This window comes from Limnohabitans sp. Rim8 (genome assembly GCF_943326455.1).
Taxonomy (GTDB): Bacteria; Pseudomonadota; Gammaproteobacteria; order Burkholderiales; family Burkholderiaceae_C; genus Limnohabitans_A.
Genome location: NZ_CALPTI020000007.1, coordinates 71,502 through 88,670 on the forward strand (window position 1 = coordinate 71,502; position 17,169 = coordinate 88,670).

The 17,169-nt window shown below is 59.4% G+C and carries 18 protein-coding genes and 1 tRNA gene; 13 read left to right on the forward strand and 6 right to left on the reverse strand.

Translation table 11 applies throughout. The annotated features are described in order from the left end of the window. Positions 1-33: 33 nt before the first annotated feature. The 5 genes from secG to rpsO all read right to left on the reverse strand — a co-directional run bounded on the left by secG (position 34) and on the right by rpsO (position 4,869). Entirely contained in the window at positions 34-420 is a 387-nt protein-coding gene (gene secG, locus Q1M54_RS06870) for a preprotein translocase subunit SecG (protein WP_300555582.1), read from the reverse strand. Between the two features lie 39 nt (positions 421-459). Beyond that, entirely contained in the window at positions 460-1,212 is a 753-nt protein-coding gene (tpiA, locus tag Q1M54_RS06875) for a triose-phosphate isomerase (protein ID WP_300555584.1), read from the reverse strand. Continuing rightward, the gene (locus Q1M54_RS06880) at positions 1,212-2,222 is read right to left on the reverse strand and encodes an NAD(P)H-quinone oxidoreductase (RefSeq protein ID WP_300555586.1); all 1,011 of its coding nucleotides are present in this window, start codon (positions 2,220-2,222) and stop codon (positions 1,212-1,214) included. The genes tpiA and Q1M54_RS06880 overlap by 1 nt, the downstream gene beginning before the upstream one ends. 55 nt (positions 2,223-2,277) lie before the next feature. Beyond that, positions 2,278-4,383: a polyribonucleotide nucleotidyltransferase gene (pnp, locus tag Q1M54_RS06885; RefSeq protein WP_300555588.1), complete on the reverse strand. Its 2,106-nt coding sequence runs from the start codon at positions 4,381-4,383 to the stop codon at positions 2,278-2,280. Between the two features lie 219 nt (positions 4,384-4,602). Beyond that, a complete protein-coding gene (gene rpsO, locus Q1M54_RS06890; protein WP_019428565.1) occupies positions 4,603-4,869 on the reverse strand; it encodes a 30S ribosomal protein S15 in 267 nt (88 codons plus the stop codon). Positions 4,870-5,251: 382 nt separating this feature from the next. Here rpsO and Q1M54_RS06895 point away from each other — a divergent pair, with 382 nt between their 5' ends. The 7 genes from Q1M54_RS06895 (at position 5,252) to Q1M54_RS06925 (ending at position 12,010) form a co-directional block, all read left to right on the forward strand. After that, complete coding sequence (locus Q1M54_RS06895) at positions 5,252-7,057, forward strand: nitrite/sulfite reductase (protein WP_300555590.1); 1,806 nt, start codon at positions 5,252-5,254, stop codon at positions 7,055-7,057. A gap of 18 nt (positions 7,058-7,075) precedes the next feature. Further along, a complete protein-coding gene (locus tag Q1M54_RS06900) occupies positions 7,076-7,453 on the forward strand; it encodes a DUF934 domain-containing protein (RefSeq protein WP_300555592.1) in 378 nt (125 codons plus the stop codon). Then, positions 7,453-8,208, forward strand: coding sequence for a phosphoadenylyl-sulfate reductase (locus Q1M54_RS06905; protein ID WP_300555594.1), 756 nt, complete (start codon positions 7,453-7,455; stop codon positions 8,206-8,208). The genes Q1M54_RS06900 and Q1M54_RS06905 overlap by 1 nt, the downstream gene beginning before the upstream one ends. Before the next feature lie 72 nt (positions 8,209-8,280). After that, positions 8,281-9,231 carry a sulfate adenylyltransferase subunit CysD gene (gene cysD, locus Q1M54_RS06910; protein WP_300555596.1) on the forward strand — a complete coding sequence of 317 codons (951 nt, stop codon included), beginning with the start codon at positions 8,281-8,283 and terminating at the stop codon, positions 9,229-9,231. After that, positions 9,231-10,493: a GTP-binding protein gene (locus Q1M54_RS06915; protein WP_300555598.1), complete on the forward strand. Its 1,263-nt coding sequence runs from the start codon at positions 9,231-9,233 to the stop codon at positions 10,491-10,493. The genes cysD and Q1M54_RS06915 overlap by 1 nt, the downstream gene beginning before the upstream one ends. Before the next feature lie 141 nt (positions 10,494-10,634). Next, complete coding sequence (fdxA, locus tag Q1M54_RS06920; RefSeq protein ID WP_026039781.1) at positions 10,635-10,964, forward strand: ferredoxin FdxA; 330 nt, start codon at positions 10,635-10,637, stop codon at positions 10,962-10,964. A gap of 8 nt (positions 10,965-10,972) precedes the next feature. Continuing rightward, positions 10,973-12,010, forward strand: a complete 1,038-nt coding sequence (locus tag Q1M54_RS06925) for an NAD(P)/FAD-dependent oxidoreductase (RefSeq protein WP_300555601.1) — start codon at positions 10,973-10,975, stop codon at positions 12,008-12,010. 60 nt (positions 12,011-12,070) lie between these two features. Here the strand turns inward: Q1M54_RS06925 and thiD are convergent, their stop codons facing one another. After that, entirely contained in the window at positions 12,071-12,925 is an 855-nt protein-coding gene (gene thiD / locus Q1M54_RS06930) for a bifunctional hydroxymethylpyrimidine kinase/phosphomethylpyrimidine kinase (protein ID WP_300555603.1), read from the reverse strand. A gap of 38 nt (positions 12,926-12,963) precedes the next feature. Here thiD and Q1M54_RS06935 point away from each other — a divergent pair, with 38 nt between their 5' ends. From Q1M54_RS06935 to Q1M54_RS06960, 6 genes are all read left to right on the forward strand, one after another. Next, positions 12,964-14,049 carry an FAD-dependent oxidoreductase gene (locus Q1M54_RS06935; RefSeq protein ID WP_300555605.1) on the forward strand — a complete coding sequence of 362 codons (1,086 nt, stop codon included), beginning with the start codon at positions 12,964-12,966 and terminating at the stop codon, positions 14,047-14,049. Beyond that, entirely contained in the window at positions 14,042-14,254 is a 213-nt protein-coding gene (thiS, locus tag Q1M54_RS06940; protein ID WP_300555607.1) for a sulfur carrier protein ThiS, read from the forward strand. Before Q1M54_RS06935 ends, thiS begins: the two co-directional genes overlap by 8 nt. 18 nt (positions 14,255-14,272) lie before the next feature. Continuing rightward, a complete protein-coding gene (locus tag Q1M54_RS06945) occupies positions 14,273-15,079 on the forward strand; it encodes a thiazole synthase (RefSeq protein ID WP_300555609.1) in 807 nt (268 codons plus the stop codon). Next, the gene (gene thiE, locus Q1M54_RS06950) at positions 15,076-16,038 is read left to right on the forward strand and encodes a thiamine phosphate synthase (protein ID WP_300555611.1); all 963 of its coding nucleotides are present in this window, start codon (positions 15,076-15,078) and stop codon (positions 16,036-16,038) included. The genes Q1M54_RS06945 and thiE overlap by 4 nt, the downstream gene beginning before the upstream one ends. A gap of 11 nt (positions 16,039-16,049) precedes the next feature. After that, positions 16,050-16,125 (forward strand) — tRNA-Asn (locus Q1M54_RS06955). 241 nt (positions 16,126-16,366) lie between these two features. After that, positions 16,367-17,134 carry an SDR family oxidoreductase gene (locus tag Q1M54_RS06960; protein WP_300555613.1) on the forward strand — a complete coding sequence of 256 codons (768 nt, stop codon included), beginning with the start codon at positions 16,367-16,369 and terminating at the stop codon, positions 17,132-17,134. Positions 17,135-17,169 lie beyond the last annotated feature (35 nt).

Genomic DNA, 17,169 nt, shown 5'->3' on the forward strand with positions numbered 1-17,169 from the left:
CAGCAATGCTGAACGGCAGCTGACAATTCCGGATTATTTCGCTGGAATGGCTGGTGGTACGCTTTTGTCGACAGCGGGCGCAGGTGTGTTGCCTGGGATTTGCGCAGCCGGGCTGGCATCAACCGGGGCCGTTGGCGTGCTGACCGAAGCACCTTCCAAGACGCTGCCCGACGAAGATGGGGTCAGATTGCCAAAATAGGCCAAGGACAAGGTGCAGGCAAAAAACACAAAAGCCAAAACCGCCGTGGTCCTGGACATGAAGTTGGCACCGCCCGTGGCACCAAACAAACTGCCCGATCCACTGCTGCCAAAAGCAGCACCCATATCGGCACCTTTGCCGTGCTGGATCAGGATCAATCCGATCATGGCCAGGGCCGACAACATCTGAACCACCAAAATCAAAGTCAACATCACGCTCATCAGAGTTCTCCGAAATATCAAGAAAAAAGCATCGAAAGCTCAGCGCGAGGCGGCTTTCAGCAGGGATAAAAAGTCTGGGGCCTTGAGCGACGCACCGCCGATCAAGCCACCATCGACATCAGGCTGGGCCAACAATTCGGCCGCGTTATGCGCCGTCAAGCTGCCACCGTACAAAACAGAAACCCGGTCTGCGTGCGAAGAGGCGGCCATCAATTGAGACCGCAAAACACCGTGGACCTCTTGGGCTTGCTCGGGCGAAGCAGTGAGACCGGTACCGATCGCCCAAACCGGTTCATAAGCCACCACAATTTCACTGATGCAGTGACCGTTGATTTGAATCACTGCTGCCAGCTGACGCTTCACCACGGCCTCGGTCTGGCCCGCTTCGCGTTCGGCCAAACTCTCGCCGACACACACAATGGGTGTGATGCCCGCAGCCAATGCGCGCTGGGCTTTGGCGGCCACTAAGGCGTCTGATTCGGCGTGAAACAGACGACGCTCAGAATGACCCACTATGCAATAGCGCACCGAAAAGTCGCGCAGCATGAGGGCAGAGACCTCGCCTGTGAAAGCGCCTACCTCGTGCCCAGAGAGGTCTTGGGCTCCCAAATCGATGCCAGAGCCAGACAACAAAACCTGCATTTGAGCCAGATAAACAGCCGGCACACACAATGCCGCGCGGCAATCAAGCCCTGACACCTCAGCCTTCAGCCCAGCGACAAAAGCTGCATTGGCTGACAAATCGCCATGCATCTTCCAGTTGCCGATCATCAATTTGAGAGACTTGCTCATCACCAGGTCACCACCAATTTACCGATGTGCTGGTTGCTCTCCATCAGGGCATGGGCTTGGGCCGCACCCGATGGCAGATCACCAGCCGCATCCATCGCGCCAAACACGCTGTGAATGACCGGCTTGATGCGGCCTGACTCAATCCAAGGCCACACGGTATGACGCAAGGACTGGGCAATGGCCGCCTTGAAGGCCACAGGACGAGGCCGCAGCGTAGAGCCTGTGATGGTCAAGCGGCGGCGCAATACCAAGCCGGCATTGATCTCGCTCTTGATGCCACCTTGCACAGCAATGATGACCAAACGGCCATCCTCTGCCAAAGTCTCCACTTCGCGGGCCACATAATCACCCGCGACCATGTCCAAAATCACATTCACACCCACGCCGCCAGTCAGGCGCTTCGCCTCGGCCACGAAATCGGTGGTTTTGTAGTTGATGGCGTGGTCTGCACCCAAATCCAAGCAGGCTTGGCATTTGGCGTCTGAGCCCGCCGTCACGATCACCGTCGCACCGGCTGCTTTGGCCATCTGGATGGCTGTGACGCCGATGCCACTGGTACCCCCCTGGATCAACAAGGTCTCGCCCGCTTGCAAGCGCCCGCGGTCAAACACATTGCTCCACACGGTGAAGAAGGTCTCGGGGAGCGAAGCGGCTTCGGTGTCCGTCAGGCCCTTGGGCACTGGCAAACATTGGGCCACAGGGGCCACGCACAGCTGCGCATAACCACCACCGGCCACCAGCGCGCACACGCGGTCGCCCACAGCCAAACCCGCTTGGGCCATGGCGGCGGCATCGCCAGACACCACCACGCCTGACACCTCGAGGCCCGGAATATCCGACGCACCCGGTGGCACAGGATAGTTGCCGGTGCGCTGCAGCACATCGGGGCGGTTGATGCCGCTGGCCGAGACGCGAATGAGCAACTCGCCTGCCCCGGCCATGGGCTCAGGACGGGTGCCGGGCACCAGCACCGCAGGGGCGCCGAAGCTTTGGATTTCAATGACGTTCATGGTGAATCAACGCGGGTTTCGAGCAGCCATTGACCACCCGAAACCAAAGCGCCATTTAGGCCTGTGCAGGACGGTCCAACAAAGCCTTCATCGACAACTTGATGCGGCCTTTTTCGTCGGTTTCCATGACCTTGACTTTGACGATCTGGCCTTCGCTGAGGTAGTCGGTGACTTTCTCAACGCGCTCGTGGGCGATCTGGCTGATGTGCAGCAAACCGTCTTTGCCGGGCAACAGGTTGATCAAAGCGCCGAAGTCCAGGATCTTGGTGACTGGACCTTCGTAGACCTTGCCGATTTCGACTTCGGCCGTGATCTGCTCGATGCGCTTCTTGGCAATTTCGGCCTTCTCGCCGTCGGTTGCAGCGATGGTGATCGTGCCGTCTTCAGAAATGTTGATCTGGCAACCGGTCTCTTCGGTCAAGGCGCGAATGGTTGCGCCGCCCTTGCCGATCACGTCACGGATTTTCTCTGGGTTGATCTTCATGGTGAAGAGCTTGGGTGCGAAATCAGACACCTCGGTGTTGGCTTGGCTCATCGCTTCTTGCATCTTGCCCAGAATGTGCATGCGGGCTTCTTTGGCTTGGGCCAAAGCGACTTGCATGATCTCTTTGGTGATGCCCTGGATCTTGATGTCCATCTGCAGTGCAGTGATGCCGTGGGTGGTGCCGGCCACTTTGAAGTCCATGTCGCCCAAGTGATCTTCGTCACCCAAGATGTCGGTCAACACCGCAAAGCGGTTGTCTTCCTTGATCAAGCCCATGGCGATACCGGCCACGTGGGCTTTCATCGGCACACCAGCGTCCATCATCGACAAGCAACCGCCGCAGACCGAAGCCATGGACGAAGAACCGTTCGATTCGGTGATCTCGGACACCACACGCACGGTGTAGGGAAACTCTTCTTTGCTCGGCAACACCGCGGCCAAAGCACGCTTGGCCAAACGGCCGTGGCCGATTTCACGGCGCTTGGTGCTGCCCATGCGGCCCACTTCGCCAGTGGCAAAGGGAGGCATGTTGTAGTGGAACATGAAGCGGTCTTCGAACTCGCCAGCCAACGCGTCAATGCGCTGTGCGTCGCGCTCGGTGCCCAAGGTGGTAATGACCAAAGCCTGGGTCTCGCCACGTGTGAACAAGGCCGAGCCGTGGGTGCGGGGCAGCACGCTGTTGCGGATTTCGATGGGACGCACAGTGCGTGTGTCGCGGCCGTCGATGCGGGGCTCACCAGCCAGGATCTGGCTGCGCACGATGCGCGCTTCGATTTCGAACAACAGGTTGTCAAGCTTGACCGGGTCAAATGCCACACCCTCTTCAGCCAAAGCCACTTTGACCGAAGCGTAGGCTTCGCGGCAAGCGTGTGTGCGGGCTTGCTTGTTGCGGATCTGGTAGGCCGCGCGCAACTTCTCTTCTGCCAAAGAAGCCAGCTTGGCTTCGAAAGTCGTGTCGCGGGCAGGCGCTTGCCAGTCCCAAACAGGCTTGCCGGCTTCGCGCACCAACTCGTGGATGGCGTTGATGGCAATCGCCGATTGGGTGTGGCCGTACACCACACCACCCAACATGATTTCTTCGGACAGTTGCAGGGCTTCGGATTCGACCATCAACACAGCGGCTTCAGTACCGGCCACCACCAGATCCATCACGCTGTCTTTGCGCTGGGTCTGACCGGGGTTCAGAACGTACTCACCATTGATGTAACCCACACGGGCCGCACCGATGGGGCCGTTGAACGGAATGCCCGAGATGGACAAGGCGGCTGACACGGCGATCATTGCGGCGATGTCGGCGTCAACTTCAGGGTTCAGAGACACGGTGTGGATGACCACATGCACGTCGTTGTAAAAACCTTCTGGGAACAGAGGACGGATCGGGCGGTCAATCAGACGGCTGGTCAGGGTCTCATGCTCGCTGGGCTTGGCTTCACGCTTGAAGAAGCTGCCAGGGATCTTGCCTGCGGCATAGGTCTTCTCGATGTAATCGACCGTGAGCGGGAAAAAATCTTGACCGGCCTTGGCGATCTTGGAGCCCACGACAGTGGCCAGCACCACAGTGCCGTCCATGTCGAGCAGCACAGCGCCGCCGGCTTGGCGAGCGACTTCGCCGGTTTCCATCTTGACCGTGTGCTGGCCCCACTGGAATGTTTTGGTAACTTTATTGAAAATGGACATGTTCAGAACTCCTGAAAACAAAAGCGCATGAGGCTGCGCCGAGGGCCTGGAAGTTGACGCTCTGAACTCGATGCCATTCCACAAAACCTTGCCAACATTTGCATGAAAGCCTTGTGGAATGACACAGCGCGGGTTCTTTGAGACAAATTCCGACAGAAAAAAAGAATAAAGCGCCTGAGCTAGTGAACTAACTCAGGCGCTTTTCATCTGGATAGACGGTTACTTACGCAAGCCAAGTTTGGCGATCAACGCAACGTAACGGTCAGCATCACGGGACTTGAGGTAGTCCAGCAGTTTGCGGCGACGGCTCACCATGCGCAGCAGACCACGGCGACCGTGATGGTCTTTGGCGTGTGTTTTGAAGTGGGGCGTCAACTCATTGATACGGGCTGTCAGCAAAGCCACTTGGACTTCTGGGGACCCAGTGTCGTTGGCAGCGCGTGCATTGGCCTTGACGACCTCTGCCTTGATTGAGGATGCAATCATGGTGTTTCCTTGTTGTTTCGCTGGCTTCCAGTGAAGGATTTGAGCGGGTAAATGACTTGCGCCAACTGCCGGAAAAGCAAATGGCGTGCGTTCTGCAAGTCGCAAAACAGGTCAATTATAGACCGAAACAACCCAGCTGTGGGCGCACCTGACTCTCGCATCAGGGGAACACAGATCCACATGACGCTCAGAACCTGTGCTTTTGCAGAGGATCACCAACGCTCTTATGCAACTAAAGAATATATGCAAAACTAAAAAGTCGTTTGTTTTGGAATAAGCAAGGTCTACATTCAGAAGCTCACTTATCCAGGGAAAAGCATGAAACCGTTGGGTTGATCCGCTTATCCAGCCGGTCCCCACTGATTTTCCAAATCAACGACCCATGTACCAGTACACCCAATTTGACAAACAATTTTTGCGCGCTCGCGCAGCGCAGCACCGCGACCAGCTGGAGCGCTTTCAAGCCGGTCAGTTGAGCGCCGATGAGTTCAAGCCCCTGCGCCTGCAAAACGGCTGGTACGTGCAGCGCTATGCACCCATGCTGCGCGTGGCCGTCCCTTATGGCGAGATCTCAGCCAACCAGTTGCAGGTACTGGCCCAAATTGCCCGCGAGTACGACACGCCTGACCCCACCCTGTTGGCCCAGGCCCAAGCCATGCAGGACAAAATTGCAGGACCCGCCCCAAAACTGACCACCCATGTTGGTCACTTCACCACCCGCCAAAACGTTCAATTCAACTGGATTCCCCTGTCCAAATCGGCCGATGTGATGGACCTCTTGGCCAGCGTGAACCTGCACGGCATTCAGACCAGCGGCAACTGCATCCGCAACACCACCACCGACGAGTTGGCCGGAGTGGCCGTGGACGAGGTGGTAGACCCCAGGCCCTATGCCGAACTGATCCGCCAGTGGAGCACGCTGCACCCCGAATTTGCCTTTTTGCCACGCAAGTTCAAGATCGCCATCACCGGCGCTTTGGAGGACCGCGCCGCCATCGGCTGGCATGACGTGGGCCTTCAGATGGTGAAAAACGCCGCGGGCGAAGTGGGCTTCAAGGTACAAGTGGGCGGCGGCATGGGGCGCACCCCCATGGTGGGCTCGGTCATTCGCGCTTTCCTGCCCTGGAACCAGATCATGAATTACCTCGAGGCCGTGATCCGCGTCTACAACCGCTGGGGCCGCCGCGACAACATCTACAAAGCGCGCATCAAAATTTTGGTGAAAGCCAAGGGCCAGCGCTACTTTGAAGAAGTCGAAGCCGAGTACCAAGACATTCTGGTCAAAGACGGCGGCTTGCACACCATCCCACAAGCTGAATTTGACCGCGTGGCCGCTTGCTTTGCAGCGCCAGCCCTGGACCTGCCATCCGACTCCGCAGATTGGGCGGCCAAGGCTGGCGCCAACGTGAGCATCGAAGCAGCACAAACACCCGCCTTTGCCCGCTGGATGGCGCAAAACATCCAACCGCACCAGAACCCCGCGCTGCGTGCCGTGACCCTGTCTTTCAAGCGTCCGGGCCAAGCGCCGGGCGACGCCACCGCCGACCAGCTGGATGGCGCCGCCGCTTTGGTGTCCAAATACTCCGCAGGTGAAGCCCGCGTGACACACAGCCAAAACCTGGTGCTGCCTTGGGTGCGCCTAGACCAACTGCATGCGCTATGGCGCGAAGCCAAAGCGCTCGGTCTGGCCCAGCCCAACATTGGCCTATTGACCGACATGATTGCCTGCCCCGGCGGTGACTACTGCGCTTTGGCCAATGCCCGTTCACTGCCCTTGGCGGCCGCCATCACTGAGCGCTACCAAGACCTGGACGAACTCAACGACCTGGGCCACATCGACTTTCACATCAGCGGCTGCATCAACTCCTGTGGTCACCACCACTCGGGCCACATCGGCATTTTGGGTGTGGATAAGGACGGGAAGGAGTGGTACCAGGTGACGCTGGGTGGCTCAGATGGCAAAGCGCTGTCCGGCCCCACAGGCCCCGGCAAAGTGGTGGGTCCAGCGTTTTCGTCGGTTGAGGTGCCCGACGTGATCGAAGCGGTTTTGGACACCTACAAAACGCTGCGCTTGCCCGCGCAAGGACGCCACGAATACTTCATTGAAACCCTGCGCCGCGTGGGGCAAGACCCGTTCAAGACGGCGGCCAACGCCGCTCGTCACCACGGCTATGAAACCACCGCCTGAAGGCCGGGAAAACTGACCATGAAGATCCTCACCGCTCCCGAACATCTTGCTGGCCAATCGCCAGCCTCGATCTTGCTGGCCAACGACGTGGACCCGCGCACCCTCAACCTGAGCGGTGTGACGCGCATCGATTTGCAGTTCCCCAAATTCACCGATGGCCGGGCATACAGCCAAGCCTTTTTGCTGCGCCGCCGCTTGGGCTTTGCGGGCGAATTGCGCGCCACGGGTGATGTGCTGATCGACCAGTTGGTACAAATGCAACGCACCGGTTTTGACGTGGCCGTGCTGCGCGAGGGCGTGGACGCCTCAGCCGCGCAACGCCAGTTCGCCCGCTTTGCCGGGTTCTACCAAGGCTCGGCAGCCGCAACGCAACCACCCTTCGCCCTGAACACCTGATGACTTCCAGCCTTTTGTCCCCTCGCAACGCCCGTGCCAAAGCCACGGATTTGCACGCCAAGGCCAGCCCCCAATTTGCAGCCAAGCTGGCCGAAACTCAGGCGCTGCTACACCGGGCTGCGGCCGATTTTGCTCCGGTGACGCAAGCTTCAAGCCTAGGGGCGGAAGACATGGTGATCACCCACCTCATCAACAGCCTTCAGCTGGACATTCCTGTATTTGTGCTCGAAACCGGTTCGCTGCACACCGAGACTTTGGCGCTACTTGAGCGCACCCAAGCGCATTCGCGTGCGCCCATCGTGGTGTACCGCCCCGTTCAACAATCGGTCATCGAGTTCGTGCGCGAACAAGGCCAGAACGCCATCTACCAGAGCATCGACCTGCGCAAAGCCTGCTGTGCCATCCGAAAAACGGAACCGCTGTCCCGAGCCCTGAAAGGCCAAAAAACCTGGATCACTGGTTTACGCCAGGAGCAGTCGACAGCCCGCGCCGAGGTGCCTGTGTTGGACGAAAGTGAAGTGGCCACCAAGTCACTCTACAAATTCAACCCATTGGCCTGCTGGACTTGGGGCGACGTGTGGCACTACATCGCTACCCACAAGGTGGACTACAACCCGCTACACGACCAATTTTTTCCGAGCATTGGTTGCGCGCCTTGCACTCGGGCCATCAGCGTGGGTGAAGAGTTCCGCGCCGGGCGCTGGTGGTGGGAGGACGAGGCAGCCAAGGAATGCGGACTGCACGTCAAGAAATAACAGACACACCGCAGATCAAATGAGATGTAGGAGCCCCCACTGCGGACGCCTACAAGAAGATAAGAGAAAACCATGGCCGCCACAACGACCACCGAACTGAACACCCTGAGCAATGCACACCTGGACGCATTGGAAGAAGAGACCATCTTCATCCTGCGCGAAGTGGCGGCCGCGTTCGAGCGCCCCACCCTGCTGTTTTCGGGTGGTAAGGATTCGCTGGTCATGCTCAAATGCGCCGAAAAAGCCTTTGGCGGAAAAACCAGCCCCTCCGGTAGCGGCCGCATTCCCTATCCGTTGCTCATGATCGACACCGGCCACAACTTCCAAGAAGTCACCAACTTCCGTGACTTCCGTGCTAAGGAACTGGGCGCAGAGCTGATCGTGCGCAGCGTCGAAGATTCGATGAAGCGCGGCACAGTGCGCCTGGCCCACCCAGGCGAAAGCCGCAACGTGCACCAGTCGGTCACGCTGCTCGAAGCGATTGAAGAGTTCGGCTTTGACGCGCTGATCGGCGGCGCGCGTCGTGACGAAGAAAAGGCTCGCGCCAAAGAACGCATCTTTTCGCACCGCGACAGCTTCGGCCAGTGGCAGCCCAAGGCCCAGCGCCCGGAGCTTTGGACGCTGTTCAACCACAAACTGCAGCCCGGGGAACACTTTCGCGTGTTCCCGATCAGCAACTGGACCGAATTGGACGTATGGCAATACATTGCCCGAGAAAAAGTGGCCCTGCCCTCCATCTACTACTCGCACCAGCGCGAGGTGTTAGACCGCCGGGGCCTGCTGGTACCGGTCACCCCGCTAACACCCGCCCAAGACGGCGAGACTGTGGTGCTGCGCAAGGTGCGTTTTCGCACTGTGGGCGACATCACCTGCACCTGCCCGGTGCTAAGCACTGCCGCCACCCCCGAGCAAATTGTGATTGAAACACTGGCCGCCGATGTGAGCGAGCGCGGCGCAACGCGCATGGACGACAAGACTTCCGATGCTTCCATGGAAAAGCGCAAGAAAGACGGGTACTTTTAATGAACGCACTGAAATTCATCACCTGCGGTTCGGTCGACGACGGTAAGAGCACGCTGATTGGCCGCTTGTTGGTGGACACCAAGGCCGTGCTGCAAGACCACTTGGCCGGGGTGCAGCGCTCAGGAGAAACAGACCTGGCCTTGCTGACCGATGGCCTGAGCGCCGAACGCGAGCAAGGCATCACCATTGATGTGGCGTATCGCTATTTCAATACCGAAGCGCGCAAGTTCATCATCGGCGACGCGCCCGGCCATGAGCAGTACACCCGCAACATGGTCACGGCCGCATCGAGTGCGGATGCGGCTGTGGTGCTGGTCGATGCCATCAAGCTCGACTGGGCCAACCCCGAATTGCAACTGTTGCCTCAAACACGCCGCCATTCGCTCTTGGTCAACTTGCTGCGCGTTCCGTCCATCGTGTTCGCCATCAACAAGCTCGATGCTGTGGGCGATGCTCAAGCGGCTTACAAAAATATCGCAGGTGCTCTGGAAAAATTTGCTCAAGCCGCAGGCATTCGCATCGCGGCCATGGTGCCGGTGTCGGCCCTGAAAGGCTGGAACGTGGTAGAGACCCACAACGCCGAGCAAACCAACTGGTGCGGCTACGCGGGCCCCAGCCTGCTCAGCATCCTCGAAGACCTTCCGGTCACCCCCGCCGAGACCGATGTGGCCTTCAGCTTCCCGGTGCAATGGGTCGAAAAATTCCATGACTCCGCAGTGACCACCCAAGGCCGCCGCGTGTTTTGGGGCCGTGTGGCCACGGGCAGCATTGCGCCGGGCCAGACCGTCAGGGTCTTCCCGAGCGGCCAAACCGCCGTGGTATCCCAAGTGCTGAGCGCCACCCGCCAAGCGCTGGATAAGGCCGCAGGCCACAGCGCAGGCATCGTGCTCAACCGCGAAGTGGATGTCTCGCGTGGCGATTGGCTCTTGGCCGAACACGGCAGCCCCGAAGGCCAGCGCCAGCTCAGCACCACCATCGCTTGGATGGACGACGAGCCCCTGGTAGCAGGCCGCCTTTACTGGGCACTGCACGGTCACCGATGGGTCAAGGTGAAAGTGCAGAACGTGGTGCACCGCTTGAACGTCAACAGCTTGGCCGAAGAAGAAGCCACCGAACTGCCCCCCAATGCCATCGGCCATGTGATGTTGACCCTGCAAGAGCCCTTGGCAACGCTGCCTTTCACACAATCGCGGATTTTGGGCGCGATGGTGTTGGTGGACACGGCCAGCCACAAGACCTCGGGTGCCGTGTTGGTGAACTGAAACGGAACCCCATATCTGTGGCCCAAAGCCCTGCTGGCCTCATAGACACCGCCAGCCTGGGGGCCGGGCGCCGCCGAAACCCCCTTAAAATGTTCAACTGCGTCGTTTGGCTGCGCAAAACTCTTTCACTCCAAGTCCATCATGACCCACGTTGTTTCCGAATCCTGTATCCAGTGCAAATACACCGACTGTGTGGACGTTTGCCCCGTGGATTGCTTTCGCGAAGGCCCCAACTTTCTGACCATCGACCCCGATGAGTGCATTGATTGCGCTGTGTGCATCCCAGAGTGCCCGGTCAACGCCATCTTTGCCGAAGAGGACCTGCCCGCCGACCAGCAACACATGACTCAACTCAATGCCGAATTGGCCTTGTTGCCGGGCTGGAAGAGCATCACCAAGCGCAAAACCCCGATGCCCAACGCCGACGACTGGAAAGACAAGACCGGCAAGCTGTCCGAGTTGATTCGCTGACCCGGCCCATGCGTTCGCCGATCGAAACACAGGCCCTGGTGATCGGCGCGGGCCCGGTAGGCCTTTTCCAAGTCTTCCAGCTGGGCCTTCAAGGGATCCACTGCCACGTGGTCGATGCCCTGCCCCATGTGGGAGGGCAATGCGCCGAGCTCTACGCCAGCAAACCCATCTACGACATACCGGGCATTCCTTTTTGCACCGGCCAAGACTTGGTCGAGCGCTTGCAGCAACAAGTCTTGCCTTTTAAGCCCACGCTGCACCTGAGTCAGCACATCACCCACATCGAACGCCAAGCCGACCAGCGCCTGGTCGTGATGACCGATACCGGACAAAAATTTCTGACCCACACCTTGTTCATTGCAGCAGGCGTGGGTGCTTTTGTGCCGCGCCGCTTGGCACTCGAAGGCTTAGCGCCCTTAGAAGGCACGCAAGTCTTTGCCGAACACCCGGTGCCCGAGCATTGGGCCGGCCGACACTTGGTGGTGGCCGGTGATGGCGACGCCGCCTTGCAGACTTGCTTGGACGCCAGCACAGGCCCACAAGCCGCCGCCAGCGTTACCCTGCTGCACCGCCGTGACCAATTCAGTGCTGAACCCGATTTGATCGCCGGCATGCGCCTAGCCTGCCGAGAGGGCCGCATGCGTTTCATGGCAGGTCAGCCCACGGGCCTTCGGGTCGAGGCGGGCCGACTACACGCCCTGGAGTTGCTCAACCCGCAAGGCGAATCCGAATGGTTGACCTTGGATGTCCTGCAAACCTGCCTGGGCCTGTCGCCCAAATTAGGCCCCGTTGCGCAATGGGGGCTGGCCATGGAGCGCAAGCAATTGGTGGTCAACACCGAAAACTTTGGCACGTCTGAGCCCGGTATTTTTGCGGTCGGCGACATCAACACCTACCCCGGCAAAAAGAAACTCATCCTTTGTGGTTTCCACGAAGCCACTTTGGCGGCATTCGGTGCAGTGGCTTTGCTCAAGCCCCAAGAAAAAATCTTGCTGCAGTACACCACCACGTCGACCGTCCTGCACAAACGTCTTGGCCTGATTTGAGGTCATTTTGCCGAACGCTGTCTTGACTGCCAAACTCCCCCATCATGGCAACCAAACTGCTCAGCCTTGCGCACTGGCTGCGGTAGCCAGTCGGCGCAAGGGTTGGGGAGAAAAACCATGATTGAGCGGTCCATGCCCTTGACCGGTCTGCACCTGTGCGCCTTGTTCAATGGCATTCAAAATGAATGTGCGGGCCAACACGACCGCATCTTCCAAATTGTGACCCAGTGCCAGGTGGGCCGCGATGGCCGACGACAGCGTGCAGCCCGTGCCATGCACATTGCGGCTGGGGATGCGGGACGACGCCAAGCGGCGTGTGGGCCCCTCGGTCTGCACCAACAGGTCCACCACCTCATCGCCGACCAAATGTCCGCCCTTGAGCAACACCGCCTTGGCGCCCAGCGCCAAGAGCCCCTGCGCCGCAGCGTCCAGCGCCTGCGCGTCGGGAATAGATTGCCCCAGCAGCAACTGGGCCTCATCCAGGTTGGGTGTGACCACCGAGACGCGCGGAAACAATTCACGCACCAAGACTTGCACAGTTTCTTGGGCGATCAATCGGTCACCACTGGTGGCCACCATCACTGGGTCCAGCACAACTTGGCGAATCTTGTAATGGTCAATGGCCCAAGCCACCACCGACACAATGGCCGGCTCATGCAACATGCCGATCTTCAGGGCATCCACGCCGATGTCGTCCATCACCGCCTGAATTTGCGCTTTCAAAAACGACGCGGGCACCGCATGAATACCCTGCACACCCACCGTGTTTTGGGCTGTGAGAGCGGTGATCGCGCTCATGCCATAGCAGCCCAAAGCAGCAAATGTTTTCAGATCGGCCTGAATGCCGGCCCCCCCGCCGCTGTCCGATCCAGCAATGGTGAGCAAGCGCGCGTAACGTTGAGGATGGTGATTCATGCCGCAAATTATCGGCGATCCCGACTGGAATCTTTGACATGAACAAGCCCCTTTTCAGTGTGGTTTTGGGCGCAGGCCTGATGGGCCGAATGTTGGCCAACGCCTTGGCCCAAATCGGTCACCGCGTGCAAGTGCACGAAGCGCAAGGCGAAGACGGCCAAGGCTCGGCCGCGCGCGTGGCCGCAGCCATGCTGGCGCCTTTGGCCGAATCGGCCATCACCGAAATGCCTGTGGTGCGCATGGGCCACCATGGCCTGACGCGTTGGCCTGAGTTGATCGCAGCCCTGCCTGAGCCGGTGTTTTTCCAGCAAAACGGCACCTTGGTGCTGTGGCACCGACAAGACGCGGCCGAGGCCAAACGCTTTGAGGGCCTCTTGCTGCGCACACAAGACCAATGCCCCGAATTGCCCACCACCCAAAGGCTGGATGCACAGGCTTTGCAAAGCTTGGAGCCCGGTATGGAGCAACGCTTCAACCAAGCTTTGTATTTGCCCGGTGAAGGCCAACTCGACAACCGCGAATTGCTGGCCTCTTTGCTCAAAGGCATGGCGCAACTGGGTGTGGAGGTCCGTTGGAACAGCCCGGCATCGCCCGACGACTTTCAACCCGGCCAGAGCGGGCAACCCGACTGGGTTTTTGACTGCCGAGGTCTGGGCGCCCGCGAAAACTGGAGGCAACTGCGCGGCGTCAGGGGCGAGGTGCTGCGGCTTTACGCACCCGACGTCGAACTGCAGCGGCCTACACGGCTGATCCACCCACGCTACCCCATCTACATTGCGCCCAAAGAAAACCACGTGTTTGTGATCGGTGCGACCGAAATCGAGACCGAAGACCTGTCAGCCGTGAGCGTCCGCTCCACCTTAGAGCTGCTGAGCGCCGCCTACACGGTGCACAGCGGTTTTGCCGAGGCACGCATTTTGGAGGCCAGCACCCAAGCCCGCCCCACTTTGGTCGACAACCTGCCCGCCATCCGTTGCCTGGGCGAACGCGTCTTGCAAATCAACGGCCTGTACCGCCATGGTTTTTTGATCTCCCCCGCCATGCTGGACGTGGTGATGGAGTGGGTGCAACACCAAACCACAGATCTGGCCACACAGTTCAACTTGAAGTTCCAACATGCCTGAACCCACCATCCAAGTGCGCATCAACCAAGCCCTCTATAAGCTGCCGCAAGGGACCAGCTTGGCCGACGCCATTGCGCAGGTTGAGATTTCTCCACCCTTTGCCGCTGCGGTCAATTTGCAATTTGTCCCTCGGGCCCAATACCCTGAGCACCTGCTGCAAAATGGCGACCAAATTGAATTGATCTCGCCCATCACTGGCGGTTAAGACCCCACGAACTTCCCCATGAACACCCCCTCGCTGACCCCAGATCCCCTCGTGCTTTACGGCGAACGCTTTGACAGCCGCCTGATGCTGGGCACCTCACGCTACCCCTCGCCCAGCGTTTTGATCGAGGCCATTGAGCATTCAACCCCGGCCATGTTGACCGCTTCCTTGCGAAGGCAAACGGGCAGTGGCGGCGAGGCCTCGCAAAGTTTTTGGAACCTGCTGCGACAAGTCAAAGTGCCTGTCTTGCCCAACACTGCAGGCTGCCATAGCGTACAAGAGGCCATCACCACGGCAGAGATGGCGCGCGAAGTCTTTGAGACCGACTGGATCAAACTCGAATTGATCGGAGATGACTACACACTCCAGCCCGACACCCTGAACTTGCCCGCTGCAGCTGCGGCGCTCATCCAGTCCGGCTTCAAAGTTTTGCCTTACACCACCGACGACCTGGTCTTGTGCCAACGCTTGGTGGACGTGGGCTGCCAGGCTGTGATGCCTTGGGCAGCCCCCATCGGCACCGGCAAAGGCCCGATCAACCCGTACGCGCTCCGCACCCTGCGAGAACGGCTGAATGTGCCCATGATCGTGGACGCGGGCTTGGGTTTGCCCTCGCACGCCTGCCAAGTCATGGAGTGGGGATACGACGGGGTGCTGCTCAACACGGCCGTGGCCTTGGCGCAAGACCCGGTGCGCATGGCGCAGGCCTTTGCCCATGCGGTGGCGGCAGGCCGCTCCGCGTTTTTGGCGGGCGCCATGCAAGCGCAAGACAACGCTCAGCCCAGCACACCCGTGCTCGGCACCCCTTTTTGGCACCAAGCATGAACACATCCATGGCCACCAGCAAGGGCATTGCACAAACCTTAGCCCAAACTCATGCAGGCATGCTGGCAGGCGAGCCCCGCATCGACGACATGAGCATGCAAGACCAAGAGGCCGGTTGGGATGTGGAACACGCAGGGGTCTTGCAAGCATGCCGACAACTCGGTTTTTTGGAGCATGACGCCCAATGCGTGGCGCAGGCATGGCGCCAGCAAACCCTGCGTACCGGCCATTTTTCTGTGGCCGATTGGCCCACACAGCCGCAAGATTTTGGCCTCAGCGCCCACCCCAGAGACAAGGCCTTTGCGCCCTGCCCGCGCAATCTTGGCCTGTATGCGGTTTTGCCCGATGCGCAATGGGTGCACCGCATGGCCCAGACCGGGGTGCAGACGCTGCAGTTGCGCTTCAAATCCGAAGACCCTGATGCCATTCGCCAACAAGTTAGGCTCGCGGTTCAAGCCGTGCGCGGCACCGACAGCTTGCTGTTCATCAACGACCACTGGCAAATCGCCATCGAAGAAGGTGCTTACGGCGTGCATTTGGGCCAAGAGGACATGAATGACGCGCCTTTGGCGCAATTGCGGCTGGCCGGATTGCGCTTGGGCCTGAGCACACATGGTTACGCAGAAATGCTGCGTGCCGATGCCGCCTGCCCCAGTTATTTGGCGCTGGGTGCTATTTTCCCGACCACGCTCAAACGCATGGCCACAGCGCCCCAAGGCCTGTCACGCCTGAACGCCTACGCCCAGCTGATGCAGCACCACCCTCTAGTGGCGATTGGCGGCATCGACGAAGAGCGCATGCCCTCCGTGATGCAAAGCGGTGTGGGTTCGATCGCCGTGGTGCGCGCCATCACCGGTGCCCACCAGCCCGAGCAGACCGCCAAGGGTCTGAAACACCTGATCGAAAAATTACAAAAAACCGCACCCCGCTCTCAAAACAGGTCAAAAACAACCCTATAATTGAAAGCTGTTCCTCAATAGCTCAGTCGGTAGAGCGCCGGACTGTTAATCCGTAGGTCCCTGGTTCGAGCCCAGGTTGAGGAGCCAGAAATCAAAGGGCTGTGTGCAAGCACAGCCCTTTTTTCATGGCGGTCGGTCTCCTGCACTGGCTTGAATTGGGCAATACCCTTTGGCGGTACCCAACGCGCCACATCCCCCTAGCCCCCTCAAATAGCTTCGCCTGCTGTCACCTCTGCATCAGGGCGCCAGGCACTGGTGCTGCTTCAATAGCCCCATGGTTTTCTGGGCAGATCCGGAGCCAAGTCTTCAATTTTGATCAGGACAGCAAATGACAACTTCACTCAATGGTCAAGTGGCCTGGATCACGGGCGGCGGCAGCGGCATAGGACTGGCTGGGGCGGTTGAACTGGTCAAGGCCGGTGCCCATGTGGTGATTTCCGGGCGCAATGCAGCCACCAACGCCAGCGCACTGGCCCAACTGCAAAGTCTGGGCAGCGCCGAAGCGGTGCTGCTGGATGTGGCAGACAAACACGCCGTCAAAGCCACCGCCCAAGACATCGTGGCGAGGCACGGCCGCATCGACATGCTGATCACCAGCGCGGGCACCAACGCCACACAGCGCAATTTCGATGTGGTCACCCCAGAGGCTTGGGACGACGTGGTGGCCATCAACCTGTCGGGGCTTTTTTATTGCGTGCACGCGGTATTGCCCACCATGCGCCAACAACAAGGTGGCTTGATCATCAATGTCTCCTCATGGGCTGGGCTTTACGCGTCCAAGCTCACAGGCCCCGCTTACAACGCCACCAAACGCGCGGTACTGGCGCTGACCGAGTCCATCAACATGGAAGAGTGCCTGCACGGTATCCGCGCCACCTCACTCTTGACCGGCGAAGTGGCCACTCCGATTCTGGACAAACGGCCTGTGCCGCCATCGGCTGCGCAGCGCGAGCGCATGGTGCAAGCCGAAGACATGGGTCAAGTCATTTTGTTTTTGGCTCAGATGCCGGCTCGCACCTGCATCAATGAGCTGATCATCTCGCCCACTTTCAACCGCTTCTACACCGGTGGCCTGGAAACCCCAGCCAAACCATGAGCTTGGCGAGTCGAACCAAGACCAAACTCTTCTTG